The organism is Streptomyces albiaxialis (assembly GCF_039530985.1).
GTDB classification, from domain to species: domain Bacteria; phylum Actinomycetota; class Actinomycetes; order Streptomycetales; family Streptomycetaceae; genus Streptomyces; species Streptomyces albiaxialis.
In genome coordinates this window covers 406725-422826 of record NZ_BAAAPE010000001.1, presented here as the reverse complement: position 1 = coordinate 422826, position 16102 = coordinate 406725, and the positions used below count along the sequence as shown (strand labels likewise).

Here is a 16102-nt window from a genome sequence, read left to right as displayed (position 1 = left end):
CGGGGGCGCGTACACAAAGGGCCGTCCTGGGTGGGTAGCCCCTCTCTGAGCGTTGTGCCGTGAAGGGCGGGGTTTTTCGGGAATCACGTGCATATGCGCTGGGCAGTGATCATCCATAGCCTTCATCCAGTAGGGGGATCACATGGCCGCGAGGCCGCTCGTCGCGAGGCAGCCCAACGAACGGCTGCAAGCTCTCATCCAGGAGGCAGCGTGCTCCAACGCCGGGCTCGCGCGCCGCGTGAACATGTGCGGCGCCGAGCACGGACTCGATCTGCGGTACGACAAGACCTCCGTCGCACGCTGGCTGCGCGGGCAGCAGCCGCGCGGGCGCGCGCCCGGCATCATCGCCGAGGCGCTCGGCCGCAAGCTGGGGCGCACGGTCACGATCGACGAGATCGGCATGGCGAACGGGAAGAACCTCGCGTCCGGCGTGGGCCTCCAGTTCGCGCCGACCGTTCTCGGCGCCGTCGAGCAGGTCTGTGAGCTGTGGCGCAGCGACGTGGGGCGGCGTGACTTCCTCACCGGTTCGACGGTCGCGGCCTCGGCCCTCGTCGAACCCAGCCGCGACTGGCTGATCACCGCGCCGGACAGCCAGGTCGCGCGCGCCTCGGGCGCCCGCGTGGGCACGGCCGACGTCGAGGCCGTACGCGCGATGACCGAGGCCCTCTCCGAGCTCGACCACCGCTACGGCAGCGGGCACATCCGCCCCGTCGTCGTGCACTACCTCAACAGCGTGGTCTCCGGGCTGCTCGCGGGCTCGTACCGGGAGTCGGTGGGGCGGCAGTTGTTCGCCGCCGTCGCCCGACTGACGGAACTCGCCGGGTACATGGCGGTGGACACCGGCCAGCACGGCCTCGCCCAGCGCTACTACATCCAGTCGCTGCGCCTCGCGCAGGCCGCGGGCGACCGGGCGTACGGCGGGTACGTGCTCGCGGCGAGCATGAGCCACCTCGCCGCCTCGCTCGGGAACCCGCGCGAGATCGCGCAGTTGGCGCGCGCCGCGCAGGAGGGCGCCCGGGGGCGGGTGACGCCGCGCGCGGAGGCGATGTTCCACGCGGCGGAGGCGCGGGGGCACGCGCTGATGGGCGACGCGCGCGCGAGCCAGGCCTCGGTCACCCAGGCGCTCGGCGCGATGGACCGCGCGGACGGCGCGGAGGGCTCGGGTGACGACCCGCCCTGGATCGCGCACTTCGACCGCGCCTATCTCGCCGACGAACTCGCGCACTGCCACCGCGACCTGGGCCAGGCCGAGGCCGCCGCCGCTGCCGCCGAGGAGGCCGTCGAGGGGCACCCGGAGGGGCGTGCGCGGCGCCGCGCGATCGGCCTCTTCCTGCTCGCCGCCGCGCAGGTCCAGCAGCGCGAGATCGAGCGCGCCTGCCACACGGGCACGCGGGCCACGGAGGTGCTGACCGGACTGCGCTCGGACCGGGGCGCCGAGTATCTGGACGACTTCCGCCAGCGGCTCGAACCGTACGGGGAGGAGACCGTGGTCAGGGAGTTCTCGGCCCGCCTGGAGCTGCAGGCGGTGGCGTAGCGGGGAGCGCCGCGGACGAGCGCCACGGGGGCGCCACGGGGAGCGCCACGGGCCCCGGCGGGGGGTTGACGGGGTGCTGGTGTGGCGTATCCCTCGGTCACCAGGGTTCTTGGTCCTCCCTCCGATTCACCCGGTAGCGTGAGCCGACGATTCCGATGGCTATGCGAACGAGGAGTCTCGGTGACAACGCACAACGGACGCGGACAGGACGGCATCCCCGGCCCATCCGGGGACGCTGAACTGCCCGCGGCCACGACCCCGCAGGAGGGGGTCGTGCTCCCGGCGAACGCTGCCCCGTGGCCCTCTCCGCAGCAGGTCCAGTCCGCCCAGCAGCAGGTGCAGCCGCCCGCGGGCCAGCCGTGGGGCCAGCCCTGGGGCCCGGGCGCGGACACGGGGACGCAGGGCGCCGGGATCCCGGCGGCGCCGGGCGCCCACGCGGGACCGGGGCCGGGTGCGCTGCCGTCGCCCTCCGCCGAGGGGGGCGCCGCCGGGCCGACGGGCGCGGAACGGCCCGTGGTCGCCCAGCCGTTGCCCCCCGAGGGCGCCCCGGCGCCCCAGCGGGCCCAGCCTCCGCAGGGCCCGCCGCCGCAGGGCCCGCCTCCGCAGGGCCCGCCGCCTCAGGTCCAGGGGCAGGCTCAGCCCCAGGCGCAGATGCCGCAGCCTCCGGCACAGCCGCCCGCACAGCCCCCTGCCCAGCCGCCGATGCCGCCCGCGCAGCCGCCCGTATCGCCCGTGACGCAGACCGCCATGCCGCTGCCGCCCGCCGGGCAGTCCGAGTCGCAGGTCACGGGGGTGCCGGAGCTTCTCGGGCCGGGTAATCCGGACAGCGAGGCCGAAGCCACGCAAATGCTGCCACCCGTGGGCATATCCGGGGCGGGGGTGCCCGGTGCCGAGGACGGCACGCAGGTCCTTCCGCCCGTGCCCGCCTCGGACGAGGAGGCGACGCAGTACATGCCCCCCGTCGTCGACGCGCAGCCGGAGACGAGCGCCGAGTCGACGCAGAAGCTGCGCGCCGTACGGAAGCCCGTACGCCCGCAGGGGCAGGCCCAGCCGCAGCCCCAGCCCCAGCCGCAGCGGCAGCCGCCGGCCGGTTTCGAGAGCCTCTTCCGGCCCGAGCCGTCCGTGAAGATGGGGGCACCGGCGCCGCCGCCCGGGGACGGCGACCCGGGGTCCACCCAGAGCCTGCCCCTCTTCGAGCAGGCGGCCGAGGAGTTCGAGGACTACGAGCCGCAGGGCCGTGCCGCCCGGCGCTCCGCGGAGCGCATGAACCGGGGCCGGATGTCGCAGCCCGGGCTGCTGATCGCCTGCGGTGTCGTCGGCGTCGCCGTGGTCGGGCTGATCGTCGGCGCGACGCTCTCCGGCGGGGAGGGCGGCGATGACGCGAAGGGCGAGAAGCCCAAGGCGTCCACGGCCCCGGCGGGCCACAAGGAGTCCACCAAGCCGCCGGACCCGGCCAAGGGGCAGGCGGAGAAGCTCGACAAGCTGCTGGCCGACAGCAACAACAGCCGTTCCACGGTCGTCACTTCGGTCGCCCGTATCCGCGCCTGCAAGATGCTCGGCAAGGCCGCCGCCGACCTGCGCGGCGCCGCGAAGCAGCGCAACGGGCTGGTGACGCGGCTCGGCGAGCTGAAGACCGACAAGATCCCGAACGGGCCGCAGCTCACCGGCGCTCTCACGCGCGCCTGGAAGTCCTCCGCCTCGGCCGACGCCCACTACGCGAACTGGGCCGACCAGGTCGCGCGCGGCAAGAAGAAGACGTGCCACAAGGGCCACGCCCGCTCGACGCCCAGCGCGGCGGCGGGCAACCGCGCGAGCGGCAGCGCGACGGCGGCCAAGAAGCAGGCGGCGTCGCTGTGGAACCCGACGGCGCAGAAGTACAGCCTCACGACGCGGCAGTTCGGCGAGCTGTAGAGCTCGCAGTTCGGCGAGCTGTAGAGCCCGCGCGCGGCGGGATCCGCGAGGAACGTATGGTCGATGACCATGCAGCAAGGTTCCGTGAGGTCTTCCCGCCGTGGCCGTGGTTCCACCACCATGGGCGGCATGCCTGTCAACGACATGCCCTGGTGGCGCTGGCGCAGCAACGTGCGCTCGGCGCTGCACATGCTCTCCGACCCCGCCTTCCAGCAGGAGTGCTGGCTCGCGGGCCGCCCGGGGTACGGCGACGTCACCGACGCCGTCTACCGCCTCGTCGAGGACACCTGGCTGGACAACTGGTCGGCGGACAAGTACGTCGGGACGATCTTCCGCGACGCCCAGGAGGCCGGGCTCGTCGACGCGGCGGTGCTCCAGGTGCTGCGGATCATGCACCAGGTCGGCGCCGATGCCCCCGTCGCCTCGTACATGGAGCATCCGTCCTGGCCGGAGGCCGTACGGGCGGCCCGCGAGGCGCACGTGCTGCTGGCGACGAACGACGGGGACGACCCGGACGAGACCCCGCGCTCCCTGGACGTCCTCGCGATCATGCTCAGGACGGTGTGACGGCGGCGCGACGGCAGAGTGACGTGCGTCACGCCCCGTGCGGTATGCCAGTCTTGGGCCCATGAGCCAGTCGCAAGCCGCCGCCCCTGCCCCCTCCGCCGCCACGGAGCCGGGGCAGTACGTCCTCACCCTCTCGTGCCCCGACAACAAGGGCATCGTGCACGCCGTCTCCAGCTACCTGTTCATGACGGGCTGCAACATCGAGGACAGTCAGCAGTTCGGGGACCGTGACACCGGTCTCTTCTTCATGCGGGTGCACTTCGCGGGCGAGGTCACTCTGGAGAAGCTCCGTGCGAGTTTCGCGGCGGTGGGCGACTCCTTCCAGATGGACTGGCAGATCCACCGGGCCGACGAGAAGATGCGGATCGTGCTGATGGTGAGCAAGTTCGGGCACTGCCTGAACGACCTGCTCTTCCGCTCCCGCATCGGCGCCCTCCCGGTCGAGATCGCGGCCGTCGTCTCGAATCACACGGACTTCGCCGAGCTGTCCGCCTCGTACGACATCCCGTTCCACCACATCCCGGTCACCAAGGACACCAAAAGCGAGGCCGAGGCGCGGCTGCTGAAGCTCGTCGAGGACGAGGGCGTGGAACTCGTCGTCCTGGCCCGCTACATGCAGGTCCTCTCGGACAACCTGTGCAAGGAGCTGTCCGGCCGGATCATCAACATCCACCACTCCTTCCTGCCGAGCTTCAAGGGCGCCAAGCCGTACCACCAGGCGCACGCGCGCGGCGTGAAGCTGATCGGCGCCACGGCCCACTACGTCACGGCCGACCTCGACGAGGGGCCGATCATCGAGCAGGAGGTCGAGCGCGTGGGCCACGAGGTCACTCCGGAGCAGCTCGTCGCCGTGGGCCGCGACGTCGAGTGCCAGGCCCTGGCGCGCGCCGTGAAGTGGCACAGCGAGCACCGGGTGCTGCTCAACGGGCACCGGACGGTCGTCTTCGCGTAGCCCGCGTAGCCCGCAGCAGGGCGGCGCCCTGGACGCAGGTCCATACGCCCGTCCCGTAGGCGGCGAACCGCTCCAGCAGCCCCGGGCCGAGCCCGAGCGGGTCGTGCTGGGTGAAGAACAGCGCGGCGGCCGTCGTCGCGGCCGCGCCCAGGGCGAGTGCGAGGGCGCGCCCCCGGGGCGCACGCGCGGCGCACAGGAGACCGAGGTTCCCGAGGCCCATGAACGCTCGCAGGCGGCCGTACGGGCGCACATCTGCCGTTCGGCAGAGAACGGACGCCCGTACGCGCTCCGGGCTACAGCCGGGAGAGCGACGCCGCCGCGAAGAGCACGTCCCTGATGGCCTCCCGGTCCCCGTCCTGGCCCGCCGCCGCGTCCTGCGGGGGCACGTGTCCGGCGGCGAGCTGGCAGAACTCCATGCCGTCCAGCGCCACGTGGGCCACCGCGTCCTCCGGCGAGGCGGTCGCGCCGGGCGAGTCCAGCGGGATGTACCAGTGGCCGCCGCCGCTGCCCTCGACCTCCAGATGGAGCGTCCGGCCCGGCCTGCCCGCCGGGGCCAGCGTGCGCGGCGGCGGCGCGAGCCCCGCCCTGCGGCGCCCGGCGATGGTGCCGGGGAGCTGCCGGGCCGCGAGATCGACCAGCATGTTGAGGTGGCCGGGGACGGGCGGCCCGTACGGATAGTCGACGGCCTCCGCGATGTCCTCGGCGTGCATCCAGCACTCGAAGGCGCGGTCCAGGAAGGCGTCGCGGAGAGGGAGGGCGAAGTCTCCGTACGTGACGTCCACTCCCGCCACGTCCCCGTCGGTGAACGAGACGGAGCGGACCATCGCGTGCGTCTGGTCGCGCCACCGCTCCCGCGCGGCGGGCGAGCCCTGCGCCTTCGGGTCCTCCAGCGCCCAGAACGCCTCCGTGCGCGCCACGGGCCCCATCGGTCCGCCGACCGCTCCCGGGCCCGCTCCCGGGCCCGGTGGGGCGCCGGTCCCGTCCGGGAGGCGGGCCGCCCGGCCGAGCGGGTCGGGCAGGCCCAGCGCGGTCGCGACCAGGCCGTCGACGGCCAGCAGATGGCCGATCACCCCGGCGACGGTGGTCGTCCGCTCCGCCTCGCCCTCCCCGTCGAACCAGCGCAGCCTGACGGGCGCCCGCCACTCGTCCTCCGCCATGTCGCGCAGCAGCGCGTCGAGCCGTGAGGTCTCCGCGTCGTACGGCGCGGCCCAGCCGGGCACCGGGATACGGGCCGGGCGGCGCACCAGGCAGCCCTCCAGCACGCGGGTGCGCAGCATGGGGTCGAGGTCCAGGCTGTCCTCGGCGTGCAGCAGGCCGACCGCGTCCCGCAGGCGCAGCGCCTCCTCGGCGCACGCCGCGCAGTCGGTGAGGTGCGCCTCGACGGCGGCCGTCTCCTCGGCGGAGCAGGCGGCCAGGGCCCAGGCGCCGAGCAGCGACCTGAGGACGTTGTGGTCGTACACGTGCCCCTCCGCGTCCTGTGCCGCTCGTACGTCCTGCGGGGGTGCTCCGCTCCGGGAGGCGCCCTGGGGGCCGCCCTGCGGAGGCACGTGCGCGTCCCGCCGGGGTGCGTCGGAGCGCTGCTTCGGGGCTCGGTCGGGTCGGTCGGCTCGGTCGGGGCCCGGGGTCTTGTCGCGTCCGGGGTCCAGGGGCGCGTTCACTGCTGGTGTCCCATGCGGTGCGGTGGGGCGGGGGTCTCGCCGGGCGCGGGGGAGGCGACCCCCGGCGGCAGGGTCATCGCCGAGGAGAGGAGCTGGAGGCCGAGCCGCAGGCGGCGACGGGCCTCGTCCTCGGTGACGCCGAGGTGCTCGGCCGTCTGTCGGTAATCGCGCCGTTCGAAATAGGCCAGCTCCAGGGCGGCGCGCAGGGAGGCGGGCATCGACGTGACGATGTAGTCGGCGCGGGCGGCGGTGGAGGCGGCACGGACCTTCTCCTCGATCTGCCGGGCCCTCTCGGGGCCCAGCGGCCCGCCTCCCCGCTGCTGCTGCCGCAGCCTGCTCGCCGCGAGCCGCTGGGTGAGGGCGGCGATCCAGGAGCGCATCGGGCCCTCGCGGGGGTCGAACGCGTGCGGATTCTCCCAGACGTAACCGAACACGTCGCGGGTCGTGCTGTCGGCCGCCTCGTCGTCGTCGAGCACCCGGTGGGCGAGGCTGTGGACGAGGGAGGCGAACCGGTCGTACAGCTCGCCGAGCGCCGCCGCCTCGCCGCGCGCGAGGCGCTGCTGCATCTTCCTGTCCCAGCGCGGTGGTGTGTCGTTCGCCATGGAAGCCCCGCCCTCATGCCCGCCCTCGTGACGTTCGTCAACACCTCGAATGTAGTGCGAGGGGCTGACAACGCACGCCCCTTTACGGCAATGTGCGCCCCGGGGCGATTGCTGAAGGTGCTGATTTCGTCACAGTGCGCACCCGTGACAGAAGTCCTCAGAAGTACGACCTGGTGACGACATAGGGTCGTCCTACGGGACCAGTTTTGGCAGTAGTCGGACGGGCAGCCGAAAGCTGTAGGCGAACGACGAAGGGGTGCGGGGACGTGTCGTTGAAAGTGCTGGAGGAGGTACGGGGGGAGTGGGCCGTGCTGCGCGTCTCAGGCGAGATGGACCTGGTGACCTCTCCGGCGGTGCGGCAGCACGTGCACGACGCGGTGGCCGACGGGCGCCGCAGTCTGGTGCTCGACCTGTCCGAGGTGCTGTTCTGCGATTCCAGCGGCGTGGGGGTGCTGATCGCCTCGCGCCGTCTGATGCGCTCGTGCGCGGGACAGCTCCGGCTGATCCTGCCCGCGCAGGGCGCCGTCGACGGCTCGCACGTCAACCGCGTGCTGGCCGCGCTCGGCGTGCGGCGGCTCTTCGACTGCTACCCCGACCTGGGCGCCGCGACGGGCCACGCCGCGGTGGCGGTGCCGGGCACGGCCGGGATCCAGTCGTCCGGGGTCCAGCCCAAGACGGCCTAGCGGGCGACGGCTGGGCGGAAGCCGACGCGGCGGAAGCCGACGCGGCGGGTCCCCCGGGTCTCACGCGAACCGTTCCCGCAGTTTGTACTTGAGCACCTTGCGCAGCGCGTCGTTGCGCGGCAGCGCGTCCACGATCTCCAGCCGCTCCGGCAGCTTGTACGGGGCCAGCCCCTGCTCCCGCAGATACGCGGCGGCCTCGTCCAGTGTCAGCGCCCCGGCGCCGGGGGGCTGCTCGACCACCGCGCACACCCGTTCCCCGCGTTCCGGGTCGGGGAGTCCGATCACGGCGACGTCGCCGACCGCTGGATGTTCGTAGAGCAGTTGCTCGATCTCCTTGGCCGAAATGTTCTCGCCCTTGCGGATGATGATGTCCTTGGTGCGGCCGGTGAGGACGAGATAGCCGTCCTCGGTGAGATGTCCGAGGTCGCCCGTGACCAGGAAGCCCTCGCGGTCGAAGGCGCGGGCCGTGTCGTCCTCGTCCAGATATCCCTGGCACACCGCCTCGCCGCGCAGCCGGACCTCGCCGTCCGTCCCCGGCGGCAGGGGAGCGCCGTCCGCGTCGGTGATCCGGATCTCCATGGCCTCGGGGGGCCGCCCCTCCGTGGTGGCCAGGCGTTCCGGGGTGTCGTCGGGGGCGCCCATGGTGATCATGGGGGCCTCGGTCATCCCGTAGCCGTGGGTGAGCTGGCAGCCCATCTCCTTGACGACCTCGTGGTACAGCTCCGGCGGCTTCGCGGCGCCGCCGCCCGCCAGCAGCCGCAGGCTGGGGACGATCCTCTTGCCGGGCCGTTCGCGCTGCTGGGCCAGGAACATCGAGTAGAAGGCCGTCGAGCCGCCCGCGACGGTGACGCCGTGCCGGCGGTACGCGTCGAGCGCGTCCGGCATCGCGAACCGCTCGAAGAGCACGGCTGGGAAGCCGTACATCAGCAGCATCACCGTGTAGTCGGGCCCGGCTATGTGGGCGTACGGGAAGGCCATCGAGCCGACGTCGTCGGGGCGCAGGCGCAGGGCGTGCGCGAGGCAGGCGCCGCCCGCGATGAGGCTCCGGTCGGTGTGCAGCACGCCGCGCGGGGACGAGGTGGTGCCGGACGTCCAGTAGATCCACCGTACGGCCGTACCGTCGTCGGGCGGGGGCGGCAGTGTGGAGGGATCGCCCTCGGGGAGCGTGTCGTAGACCCTGAACAGGTTCAGGGGGCGGTCGAGTCCGGGGGCGATCCCCCGCGCCATCTCGCCGTGGTCGAACCCCCGCCAGAGGCCGGGATGGGCGAAGTGGCGTGCCCCCGTGGCCCGGAGGGCGAGACGGACCTCCCGTTCCCTGTAGAAGGGGATGACGGGTGTCTGCCGTACGCCGAGACGGGCGAGGGCGAAGGTCAGCACGACCGTCTCGATACGGGTGGGCAGTTGCCAGGCGACGGTGTGCCCGGGGGCGATCCCGGCGGAGTGCAGCCCGGCGGCCGTCCGTTCGGCCCCCTCGCGCAGGGCGCCGAAGGTGAGGGTCCTGTCGTCGTCCGGCGTGTCACCGGCCTGGATCAGCACGGTCGCGTCGGGGGAGAGCGCGGCCCTGCGGTCGAGCAGCTCCCACAGGGTGCGGGACGCGCCGAGGGTGTGGGGTGTGTCGCTGGTGGCCGTGGTGGTGGGCATGGCGGTCCGCCTCCCGAGCTGACGCATCGTCAGGTATGGCCGGAAGCGTAAGCCCCGGCGCCTTGTCGGTCCAGAGGTCGCGGGTCTAGCCTGTTTCTGACGGAGCGTCAGATAGCTGTCCGGCAGCGGCAGCGACTTCAGGCAGGGGGCACCAGCGTGACCGGATCCGAGGAACTGCCAAGGATCATCAGCGTCGACGACCATGTGATCGAGCCCGCGCACCTCTTCGACACCTGGCTCCCGAAGAAGTTCCGGGACCGAGGTCCCCAGCCGCTCACCGCCGGGATCGGCGAACTGGAGTACGTCGGCGGCAAGTACCAGATCACCATGGACCCTGACGGCCCGCCGACCGACTGGTGGATCTACGAGGACCTGAAGTTCCCGTACAAGCGCAACATCGCCGCCGTCGGCTTCGACCGGGACGAGATGACCCTGGAAGGCATCACCCGCGCCGAGATGCGCCGCGGCTGCTGGGACCCCGCCGAGCGGTTGCGCGACATGGACGCCAACCATGTCGAGGGCTCGCTCTGTTTCCCGACCTTCCCGCGCTTCTGCGGTCAGACCTTCGCCGAGGCGCACGACAAGGACGTCGCCCTCGCCTGCGTGCGGGCGTACAACGACTGGATGGTGGAGGAGTGGTGCGGCGGCAGCGGGGGACGGCTCATCCCGCTGTGCATCGTGCCCCTGTGGGACGTCGGGCTGGCCGTCGCGGAGGTGCGCAGGAACGCCGGGCGGGGCGTGCGCGCCGTGACGTTCAGCGAGATCCCGACCCACCTGGGCCTGCCGAGTATCCACTCCGGCTACTGGGACCCGCTCTTCGCCGCCTGCGAGGAGACGGGAACGGTGGTGTGCATGCACATCGGCTCGTCCTCGCAGATGCCCGCCGCCTCCCCGGACGCGCCCCCGGCGGTGCAGGCCTCGCTCTCCTTCAACAACGCGATGGCCTCGATGATGGACTTCCTCTTCAGCGGCGTCCTGGTCCGCTTCCCCCGCCTCAAACTGGCCTACGCGGAGGGCCAGATGGGCTGGATCCCCTACGCCCTGGAGCGCGCGGACGACGTGTGGGAGGAGCACCGTGCGTGGGGCGGCGTACGGGACCTGATCCCCGAGCCCCCGTCCACGTACTACTACCGGCAGATCTTCTGCTGCTTCTTCCGCGACAAACACGGTGTCGCGTCACTCGATGCGGTCGGCCGCGACAACGCGACCTTCGAGACGGACTACCCCCACGTCGACTCGACCTTCCCGCACACCAAGGAGGTCGCCCTGGAGCATGTGAAGGGCCTCGACGACGAGACCGTGTGGAAGCTGATGCGGGGCAACGCCATCCGGATGCTCGACCTCGACCTGGACCGCACGCCCGGGCAGTACCGCTCGCGCGCGTCCCGGGCGGGCTGACGGGCGCGCGATGGACCTCGGGCACACGGAGGAGGAAGAGGAGTTCCGGCGGACGCTGCGCGCCTGGCTGGCGAAGACGCTGCCCGGGCTGCCGCCGAAGCCCGACCCGCTGGACTGGCCCGCGCGCCGGGCGTACGACATGGGCTGGCAGCGCACGCTCTACGACGCCGGGTACGCCGGACTGCACTGGCCCAAGGACGCGGGCGGCCGGGGCGCGACGCCCACCCAGCACCTGATCTACCTGGAGGAGACCGAGCGCGCGGGCGCCCCCTACGTCGGTGCGGGCTTCGTCGGGCTGCTGCACGCCGGGCCGACGATCGCCGCCGAGGGCACCGAGGAGCAGCGCCGCCGGTGGCTGCCGCCGGTCCTGCGCGGCGACGAGGTGTGGTGCCAGGGCTTCAGCGAACCGGACGCCGGATCCGACCTGGCGGCGCTCCGTACGCGCGCCGTACGGGACGGCGACGACTACGTGGTCACCGGGTCGAAGATCTGGACCTCGCACGCCGAGGTGGCCGACTGGTGCGAACTCCTCGTCCGCACCGACCCGGAGGTACCTCGCCACCGAGGTATCTCGTGGCTCGCACTGCCCATGGACGCGCCCGGAGTGACCGTACGGCCGCTGCGGACCCTCGCGGGCACGGCCGAGTTCGCCGAGGTCTTCCTGGACGAGGTGCGCGTCCCGGTGGCCAACAGGGTGGGCGAGGAGAACGACGGCTGGCGCGTCACCATGGTCACGCTCTCCTTCGAGCGCGGGACGGCCTTCGTGGGGGAGGTCGTCGCGTGCCGCCGCCTGCTGGGCGAACTGGCCCGCGCGGCACGGGCGAACGGCCGCTGGGACGACGCCGTGCTCCGCCGGAGGCTGGGCCGGCTGAACGCCGAGTTCACCGCGCTGTGGCGGCTCACCCAGTGGAACGTCAGCGAGGCCGAGCACGCGCTGCGCCGCGGCGGCACGGGCGTACCGGGAGTGGGCGGCTCGGTGTTCAAGCTGCGCTACTCGCAGGCCCGCCAGGAGCTGTACGACGCGGCGGCCGAGGTGCTGGGCCCGGACGGCGGCGCCCTCGACGCGGACGAGGCGTGGACGGCCGACCGGCTCTCCTCGCTCGCGTACACCATCGCGGCGGGCACCTCGCAGATCCAGCGGAACATCGTCGCCGAGCGCATCCTCGGCCTTCCGAAGGGACGGTGACCCCGGCCGTGGACTTCCGGCTCACGGACGACCAGGAGGCGCTGCGGCGCGGCACCAGGGAACTGCTGGACGCGCGCTGCGGGCGGGACGCGCTGCGGCGCGCCGCGGGCGACGGCTCCGGGCCTCCGCCCGCCCGGCTCGACCGGGCGCTCTGGCGCGAACTGGCCGACGCCGGGTTCTTCGCGCTCGCGCTCCCGGAGGCCGAGGGCGGGGTGGGCCTCGGCCTGCCCGAGACGGTGCTCGTCATGGAGGAGGCGGGCCGGGCGCTGGTCCCGGGGCCGCTGGCGGCGAGCTGGCTGGCGGCGACGGCGGGGCTGGTGCCGGGGGCCGCGGACGGGACGGCGGTGGTCACGGCGCTGGAGCGGGCGGAGGGGCCGGTGGAACACCTGGAGGCTGCCGACCGCGTACTGGTGCTCGACGGCGACGGCCCGCCCCGTACGGTCGCGCCGGAGTCCCTGCGCGCGGAGCCCGTACGGTCCGTGGACCCGCTCTCGCCGCTGCACCGGGTGACGGGCGGCCCGGCGACGCGCGCGGCCGGAGAGGCGCCGGAGGGCGTCGACGGAGCGCGGCTGCGCCGGGAGGGGGCGCTGCTGACGGCGGCGCAGCAGCTCGGCAGCGCGGGCCGGACCGTCGAGATGGCCGTCGGATACGCACGTGAGCGCGAGCAGTTCGGACAGCCGATCGGCGCTTTTCAGGCCGTCAAGCATCTGTGCGCCGAGATGCTGGTGCGGACGGAAACAGCCAGAAGTGTGGTTTACGCCGCGGCTCTGACAGAAGACGGTACGGAGACGGCGGCCGCGAAGCTCCTGGCCGACGAGGCGGCGGTGCGCAACGCGCGGGACTGTCTCCAGGTGCACGGCGGCATGGGCTTCACCTGGGAGGCCGACGTCCATCTCCACCTCAAGCGGGCGTGGCTGCGCGCGGGGCAGTGGCAGAGCGTTGTGACTGCAGAGGAGAAATTGGCGACAGCGCTCTAAAGAACGTTTAGCCAAATGATGTCCAAATTCATCCCGGTAATTAACCGTTGCGTGATTACGCTGCGTTGATAGCGCGTCGTGTCCAGGATGTGACCACCCTCAAGCGGGAGATCTCATTCCGCTCGGGTACGCTCCCTCGGGTGCACGTACCGAGTTCTTCCCGCGGCGAGCCTTCCACGGCCGCCCCGCTCCTGGTGTCCAGGCAGGCGGGGAAGGGAAGCCGGAGGTGGCGCGGGGGATCGTCGCCGGAACGTTCGACTCGTCCGGATCGGCGTCGCACAGTATGCAGTACGTCTACTCCTTTGCGCCGGAATATGCCTGAAGCGCTTGTTGCAGTGACTATGCGTCAACCATGCTGTTCCTCGCTGAAGTCACAATCCGTGACTTCATGGAGACGCGAGGCGACGTGTCCGCCAGTTCGGATGGTGTGAGCGGTGCAGGTGCTTCAGGAGCAGTTGGAGATCAGCCCCGACCCGACGGAGGTGGGGCGGGCCCGGAGGTGGGCCCGTTCCCGGCTCGCGGGTGCCGGGGTCGACGCGGACGAATCCCTGTCCGAGACGCTGATTCTGCTGATCTCGGAACTCGTGACCAATGCGGTTGTGCACACAGGTTGTCCGGCTGTGCTGTGCATGCTTCTGCCGAGACAGGGCGTGGTCGACTCCGTGCGCGTGGAGGTCGCGGACGCGAGCAGCCGCCCGCCGCGCCAGCGCCAGGCCGAGGGCGAGGACACCAACGGGCGCGGACTGGAACTGGTCTCCGGACTCGCCGACCGCTGGGGCTGGGAGCAGGAGGGCGGGGGCAAGCGCGTCTGGTGCGAGCTGGACCGCGCCCGCGACGGCGCCCACGACGGGGCCCGCGACGGCGCCCACGACGGCGCGACGTCCGATCCGGTCGATCCCCGGATACTGGGCACCGCGGTGCCGGAGGCGCTGGGTCTGGGCGCGTTCGGCTGAGGACGCGCCAGGACAAAGCGGGCATAACACCCAAAGTCCAGACCAGGTGTTGACGTGTCGTGTCTGGTTGATCACCCTTGGGTGGAGCGATTCGTCGCGAGGGGACGCCGAGGAACGTGAGGTTCCTCGGCGAGTGCGGGTCGCGGTCCGGCGTCAGCCTCCACGGAGGCAGGGCCTGAGCGCCGGAGCCGGGTGGCGGTCCGCTGTGCCGTGCTCGGGGTGCGCATAGGCGCACCGCCACCCGACCGGCCGTCCCGCACGCCCTCCGCGCCCTCCACGCTCCGCCCGTCCGGGCGCGGGCTAGGCTCTTGCCCCCATGGACCACCACCCCCTCGCGGAGCGCCGTTTCCGCTTCCGCATCCGCCGCAGGGCGCGGCTCTTCGGTGCGGTGCCGCTGCTCGTCGCGGGAGTCACGGGCGTCGCGGGAGTCGCGGGCGTGACCGCGTGCAGCTCGGACTCCTCCGGATCGGATTCCGCGGATCTGAAGAGCTTCCGTACGCAGTACAAGGGGCAGTGCGCCTCGCTGGCCGGTGAGGGCAGTGCCGCGCAACTGGCCCGTATCGTCCCGGACGCCCGTACGTTCGGGATCTCCGCGGGCAAGGCACGCTGCGTCGTGAAGGCCGACGGGAAGCGGGCCGTCACCCTGGCCGTCGAACCGGCGCGCGGCAAGGAGGACTGGCAGGCGGACGTGGTCGCCGGGGTGAAGTGGGGCAGCGACCAGGAGCGCCTGGACAAGTTCGGCGGCGGCTACGTCAGCGGCAGCGCCGCCGCCCTGTATGTGCCGTGCCCGGGGAAGCGGGCGCGGAGCGTGCTCGTCACCTCGCCCCCGGGCGGGCACCACAAGAAGGACCTCGCGACGCTGGCCGAACGTACGGCCGCGCGATCGGTCAAGCGCGCGGGTTGCTGAACGAGCCGCTGAGCGGGTTGCTGAACGAACTGCTGAGCGGGCGGCTGAGCGGGCCGGCCCTCCGGCTCAGAGGACGGCGACCGGCGCCACCGGCGCGCCCGTCCCGCCCGTGAACGGCTCGGGCGTCGCCGTCAGCAGGAAGTCGTAACGCCCCTCCTCCGCGCAGACCTCCGACAGGCCCTCCAGGTTCCAGTTCTGGCCCTGGAGCATGCCCATCTCGACGAGGTCCAGGGCGTGCACGGGCATCCAGAGGTTCTCGACCTCGGGCGGGAAGATCTCGAAGGTGAGGGTGTCGTCGGCGACGGCCGCCACGTCGCGCTCGTGGAACCACTCGGGCGCGTACAGCGACAGACCCGGCGACGGATACGCGTACGCCTGTTTGTCGCCTGCCAGGTAGTGCTGGATCTGCCCCGTCCTGACCAGGACGATGTCGCCCGCCCGTACGCGGGTCCCGGCCATTTCCTCGGCCGCGGCGAGGTCCTCGGGCCCGACCGCGTGCGTGCCCTCCAGCCGGTCCTCGCCCCTGGCGCGCGCGACGTCCAGCAGGACGCCGCGTGAGACGAGCGAGGGGATCTTCTCGATCCCGGCGAACGCGGCGCCGCCGTGCGCGGTCACGGTGCCGGCGGGACGCCCGTTGTAGAGCCTGCCGCCGTGCGAGACGTGGGCGAGGCCGTCCCAGTGGGTGGCGGCCTGGAGGCCCATGGTGACCGCGTCGTCGTTGGTGGCGACGGTGCCGGGGCCGAAGATCTCCAGGTTGATCGCGACCATCGTGTGCAGTGGATTGACGCGGCCGGGGATCATCCCCGTCTGCACGCCGTCCTGCTGGAGGGGGAGCCCAAGGGGCACGCGGCGACCCGAACGTACGGCCGCGGCGGCCGTACGGACGACCTCGTCGGTGATCAGGTTGAGCGTGCCGATCTCGTCGTCCCGGCCCCATCGCCCCCAGTTGTTCACGCGCTTGGCGATGTCCTGGAACTCCTGCGGCAGCGTCATCGGTCCTCCCGGGGCTGGACTGCCTTTCCGCGTACGGCACTTGCCGGGCACTCGCCGGTTCCGGCGTCCGGTCCCGGTATCCGGTCCGGTATCCGGTTCCGGCGTCCGGGTCTTGTGTTCGCCCGGTGTCTGCTCAAGAA

15 protein-coding genes are annotated in these 16102 nt (G+C 72.6%); 10 read left to right on the top strand and 5 right to left on the bottom strand.

Going from position 1 to position 16102, the window contains the following annotated elements; genetic code table 11:
• Positions 1-142 precede the first annotated feature (142 nt).
• From ABD343_RS01910 to purU, 4 genes are all read left to right on the top strand, one after another.
• Positions 143-1534, top strand: a complete 1392-nt coding sequence (locus ABD343_RS01910; protein WP_344523223.1) for an NsdA family TPR-like regulatory protein — start codon at positions 143-145, stop codon at positions 1532-1534.
• Positions 1535-1714: 180 nt separating this feature from the next.
• Positions 1715-3445, top strand: coding sequence for a hypothetical protein (locus ABD343_RS01905; protein WP_344523221.1), 1731 nt, complete (start codon positions 1715-1717; stop codon positions 3443-3445).
• A 120-nt stretch (positions 3446-3565) separates the two neighbouring features.
• Positions 3566-4012, top strand: coding sequence for an SCO4402 family protein (locus ABD343_RS01900; RefSeq protein WP_425578081.1), 447 nt, complete (start codon positions 3566-3568; stop codon positions 4010-4012).
• A 61-nt stretch (positions 4013-4073) separates the two neighbouring features.
• Positions 4074-4964: a formyltetrahydrofolate deformylase gene (gene purU / locus ABD343_RS01895; RefSeq protein ID WP_344523217.1), complete on the top strand. Its 891-nt coding sequence runs from the start codon at positions 4074-4076 to the stop codon at positions 4962-4964.
• Here the strand turns inward: purU and ABD343_RS01890 are convergent.
• From ABD343_RS01890 to ABD343_RS01880, 3 genes are all read right to left on the bottom strand, one after another.
• Complete coding sequence (locus ABD343_RS01890; protein WP_344523215.1) at positions 4933-5184, bottom strand: hypothetical protein; 252 nt, start codon at positions 5182-5184, stop codon at positions 4933-4935. The two genes, purU and ABD343_RS01890, sit on opposite strands and share 32 nt — an antisense overlap.
• Before the next feature lie 73 nt (positions 5185-5257).
• A complete protein-coding gene (locus ABD343_RS01885; protein ID WP_425578080.1) occupies positions 5258-6424 on the bottom strand; it encodes an anti-sigma factor family protein in 1167 nt (388 codons plus the stop codon).
• A gap of 194 nt (positions 6425-6618) precedes the next feature.
• Positions 6619-7224, bottom strand: a complete 606-nt coding sequence (locus ABD343_RS01880) for a sigma-70 family RNA polymerase sigma factor (protein ID WP_344523211.1) — start codon at positions 7222-7224, stop codon at positions 6619-6621.
• 266 nt (positions 7225-7490) lie between these two features.
• On the opposite strand from ABD343_RS01880, the gene ABD343_RS01875 reads away from it, so the two are divergent.
• Positions 7491-7907, top strand: coding sequence for an STAS domain-containing protein (locus tag ABD343_RS01875; protein WP_344523209.1), 417 nt, complete (start codon positions 7491-7493; stop codon positions 7905-7907).
• A 60-nt stretch (positions 7908-7967) separates the two neighbouring features.
• Here the strand turns inward: ABD343_RS01875 and ABD343_RS01870 are convergent, their stop codons facing one another.
• Positions 7968-9548 carry a class I adenylate-forming enzyme family protein gene (locus ABD343_RS01870; protein WP_344523207.1) on the bottom strand — a complete coding sequence of 527 codons (1581 nt, stop codon included), beginning with the start codon at positions 9546-9548 and terminating at the stop codon, positions 7968-7970.
• 156 nt (positions 9549-9704) lie between these two features.
• Here ABD343_RS01870 and ABD343_RS01865 point away from each other — a divergent pair, with 156 nt between their 5' ends.
• From ABD343_RS01865 to ABD343_RS01845, 5 genes are all read left to right on the top strand, one after another.
• Entirely contained in the window at positions 9705-10946 is a 1242-nt protein-coding gene (locus ABD343_RS01865; RefSeq protein ID WP_344523205.1) for an amidohydrolase family protein, read from the top strand.
• A gap of 10 nt (positions 10947-10956) precedes the next feature.
• Complete coding sequence (locus tag ABD343_RS01860; protein WP_344523203.1) at positions 10957-12132, top strand: acyl-CoA dehydrogenase family protein; 1176 nt, start codon at positions 10957-10959, stop codon at positions 12130-12132.
• Positions 12133-12140: 8 nt separating this feature from the next.
• Positions 12141-13109 carry an acyl-CoA dehydrogenase family protein gene (locus ABD343_RS01855; RefSeq protein WP_344524340.1) on the top strand — a complete coding sequence of 323 codons (969 nt, stop codon included), beginning with the start codon at positions 12141-12143 and terminating at the stop codon, positions 13107-13109.
• 434 nt (positions 13110-13543) lie between these two features.
• On the top strand, positions 13544-14062 hold the full coding sequence (locus tag ABD343_RS01850; RefSeq protein WP_344523202.1) for an ATP-binding protein: 519 nt from the start codon (positions 13544-13546) through the stop codon (positions 14060-14062).
• A 316-nt stretch (positions 14063-14378) separates the two neighbouring features.
• The gene (locus ABD343_RS01845; protein ID WP_344523200.1) at positions 14379-14969 is read left to right on the top strand and encodes a hypothetical protein; all 591 of its coding nucleotides are present in this window, start codon (positions 14379-14381) and stop codon (positions 14967-14969) included.
• A gap of 66 nt (positions 14970-15035) precedes the next feature.
• On the opposite strand, the gene ABD343_RS01840 is transcribed toward ABD343_RS01845, so the two are convergent.
• A complete protein-coding gene (locus tag ABD343_RS01840) occupies positions 15036-15962 on the bottom strand; it encodes a cyclase family protein (RefSeq protein WP_344523198.1) in 927 nt (308 codons plus the stop codon).
• Positions 15963-16102: the final 140 nt, after the last annotated feature.

Coding starts and splice junctions, on each gene's coding strand:
- ABD343_RS01910 (WP_344523223.1), top strand. CDS start 143: ATGGCCGCGAGGCCGCTCGTCGCGAGGCAGCCCAACGAACGGCTGCAA.
- ABD343_RS01900 (WP_425578081.1), top strand. CDS start 3,566: ATGGGCGGCATGCCTGTCAACGACATGCCCTGGTGGCGCTGGCGCAGC.
- purU (WP_344523217.1), top strand. CDS start 4,074: ATGAGCCAGTCGCAAGCCGCCGCCCCTGCCCCCTCCGCCGCCACGGAG.
- ABD343_RS01890 (WP_344523215.1), bottom strand. CDS start 5,184: ATGGGCCTCGGGAACCTCGGTCTCCTGTGCGCCGCGCGTGCGCCCCGG.
- ABD343_RS01880 (WP_344523211.1), bottom strand. CDS start 7,224: ATGGCGAACGACACACCACCGCGCTGGGACAGGAAGATGCAGCAGCGC.
- ABD343_RS01870 (WP_344523207.1), bottom strand. CDS start 9,548: ATGCCCACCACCACGGCCACCAGCGACACACCCCACACCCTCGGCGCG.
- ABD343_RS01860 (WP_344523203.1), top strand. CDS start 10,957: ATGGACCTCGGGCACACGGAGGAGGAAGAGGAGTTCCGGCGGACGCTG.
- ABD343_RS01845 (WP_344523200.1), top strand. CDS start 14,379: ATGGACCACCACCCCCTCGCGGAGCGCCGTTTCCGCTTCCGCATCCGC.
- ABD343_RS01840 (WP_344523198.1), bottom strand. CDS start 15,962: ATGACGCTGCCGCAGGAGTTCCAGGACATCGCCAAGCGCGTGAACAAC.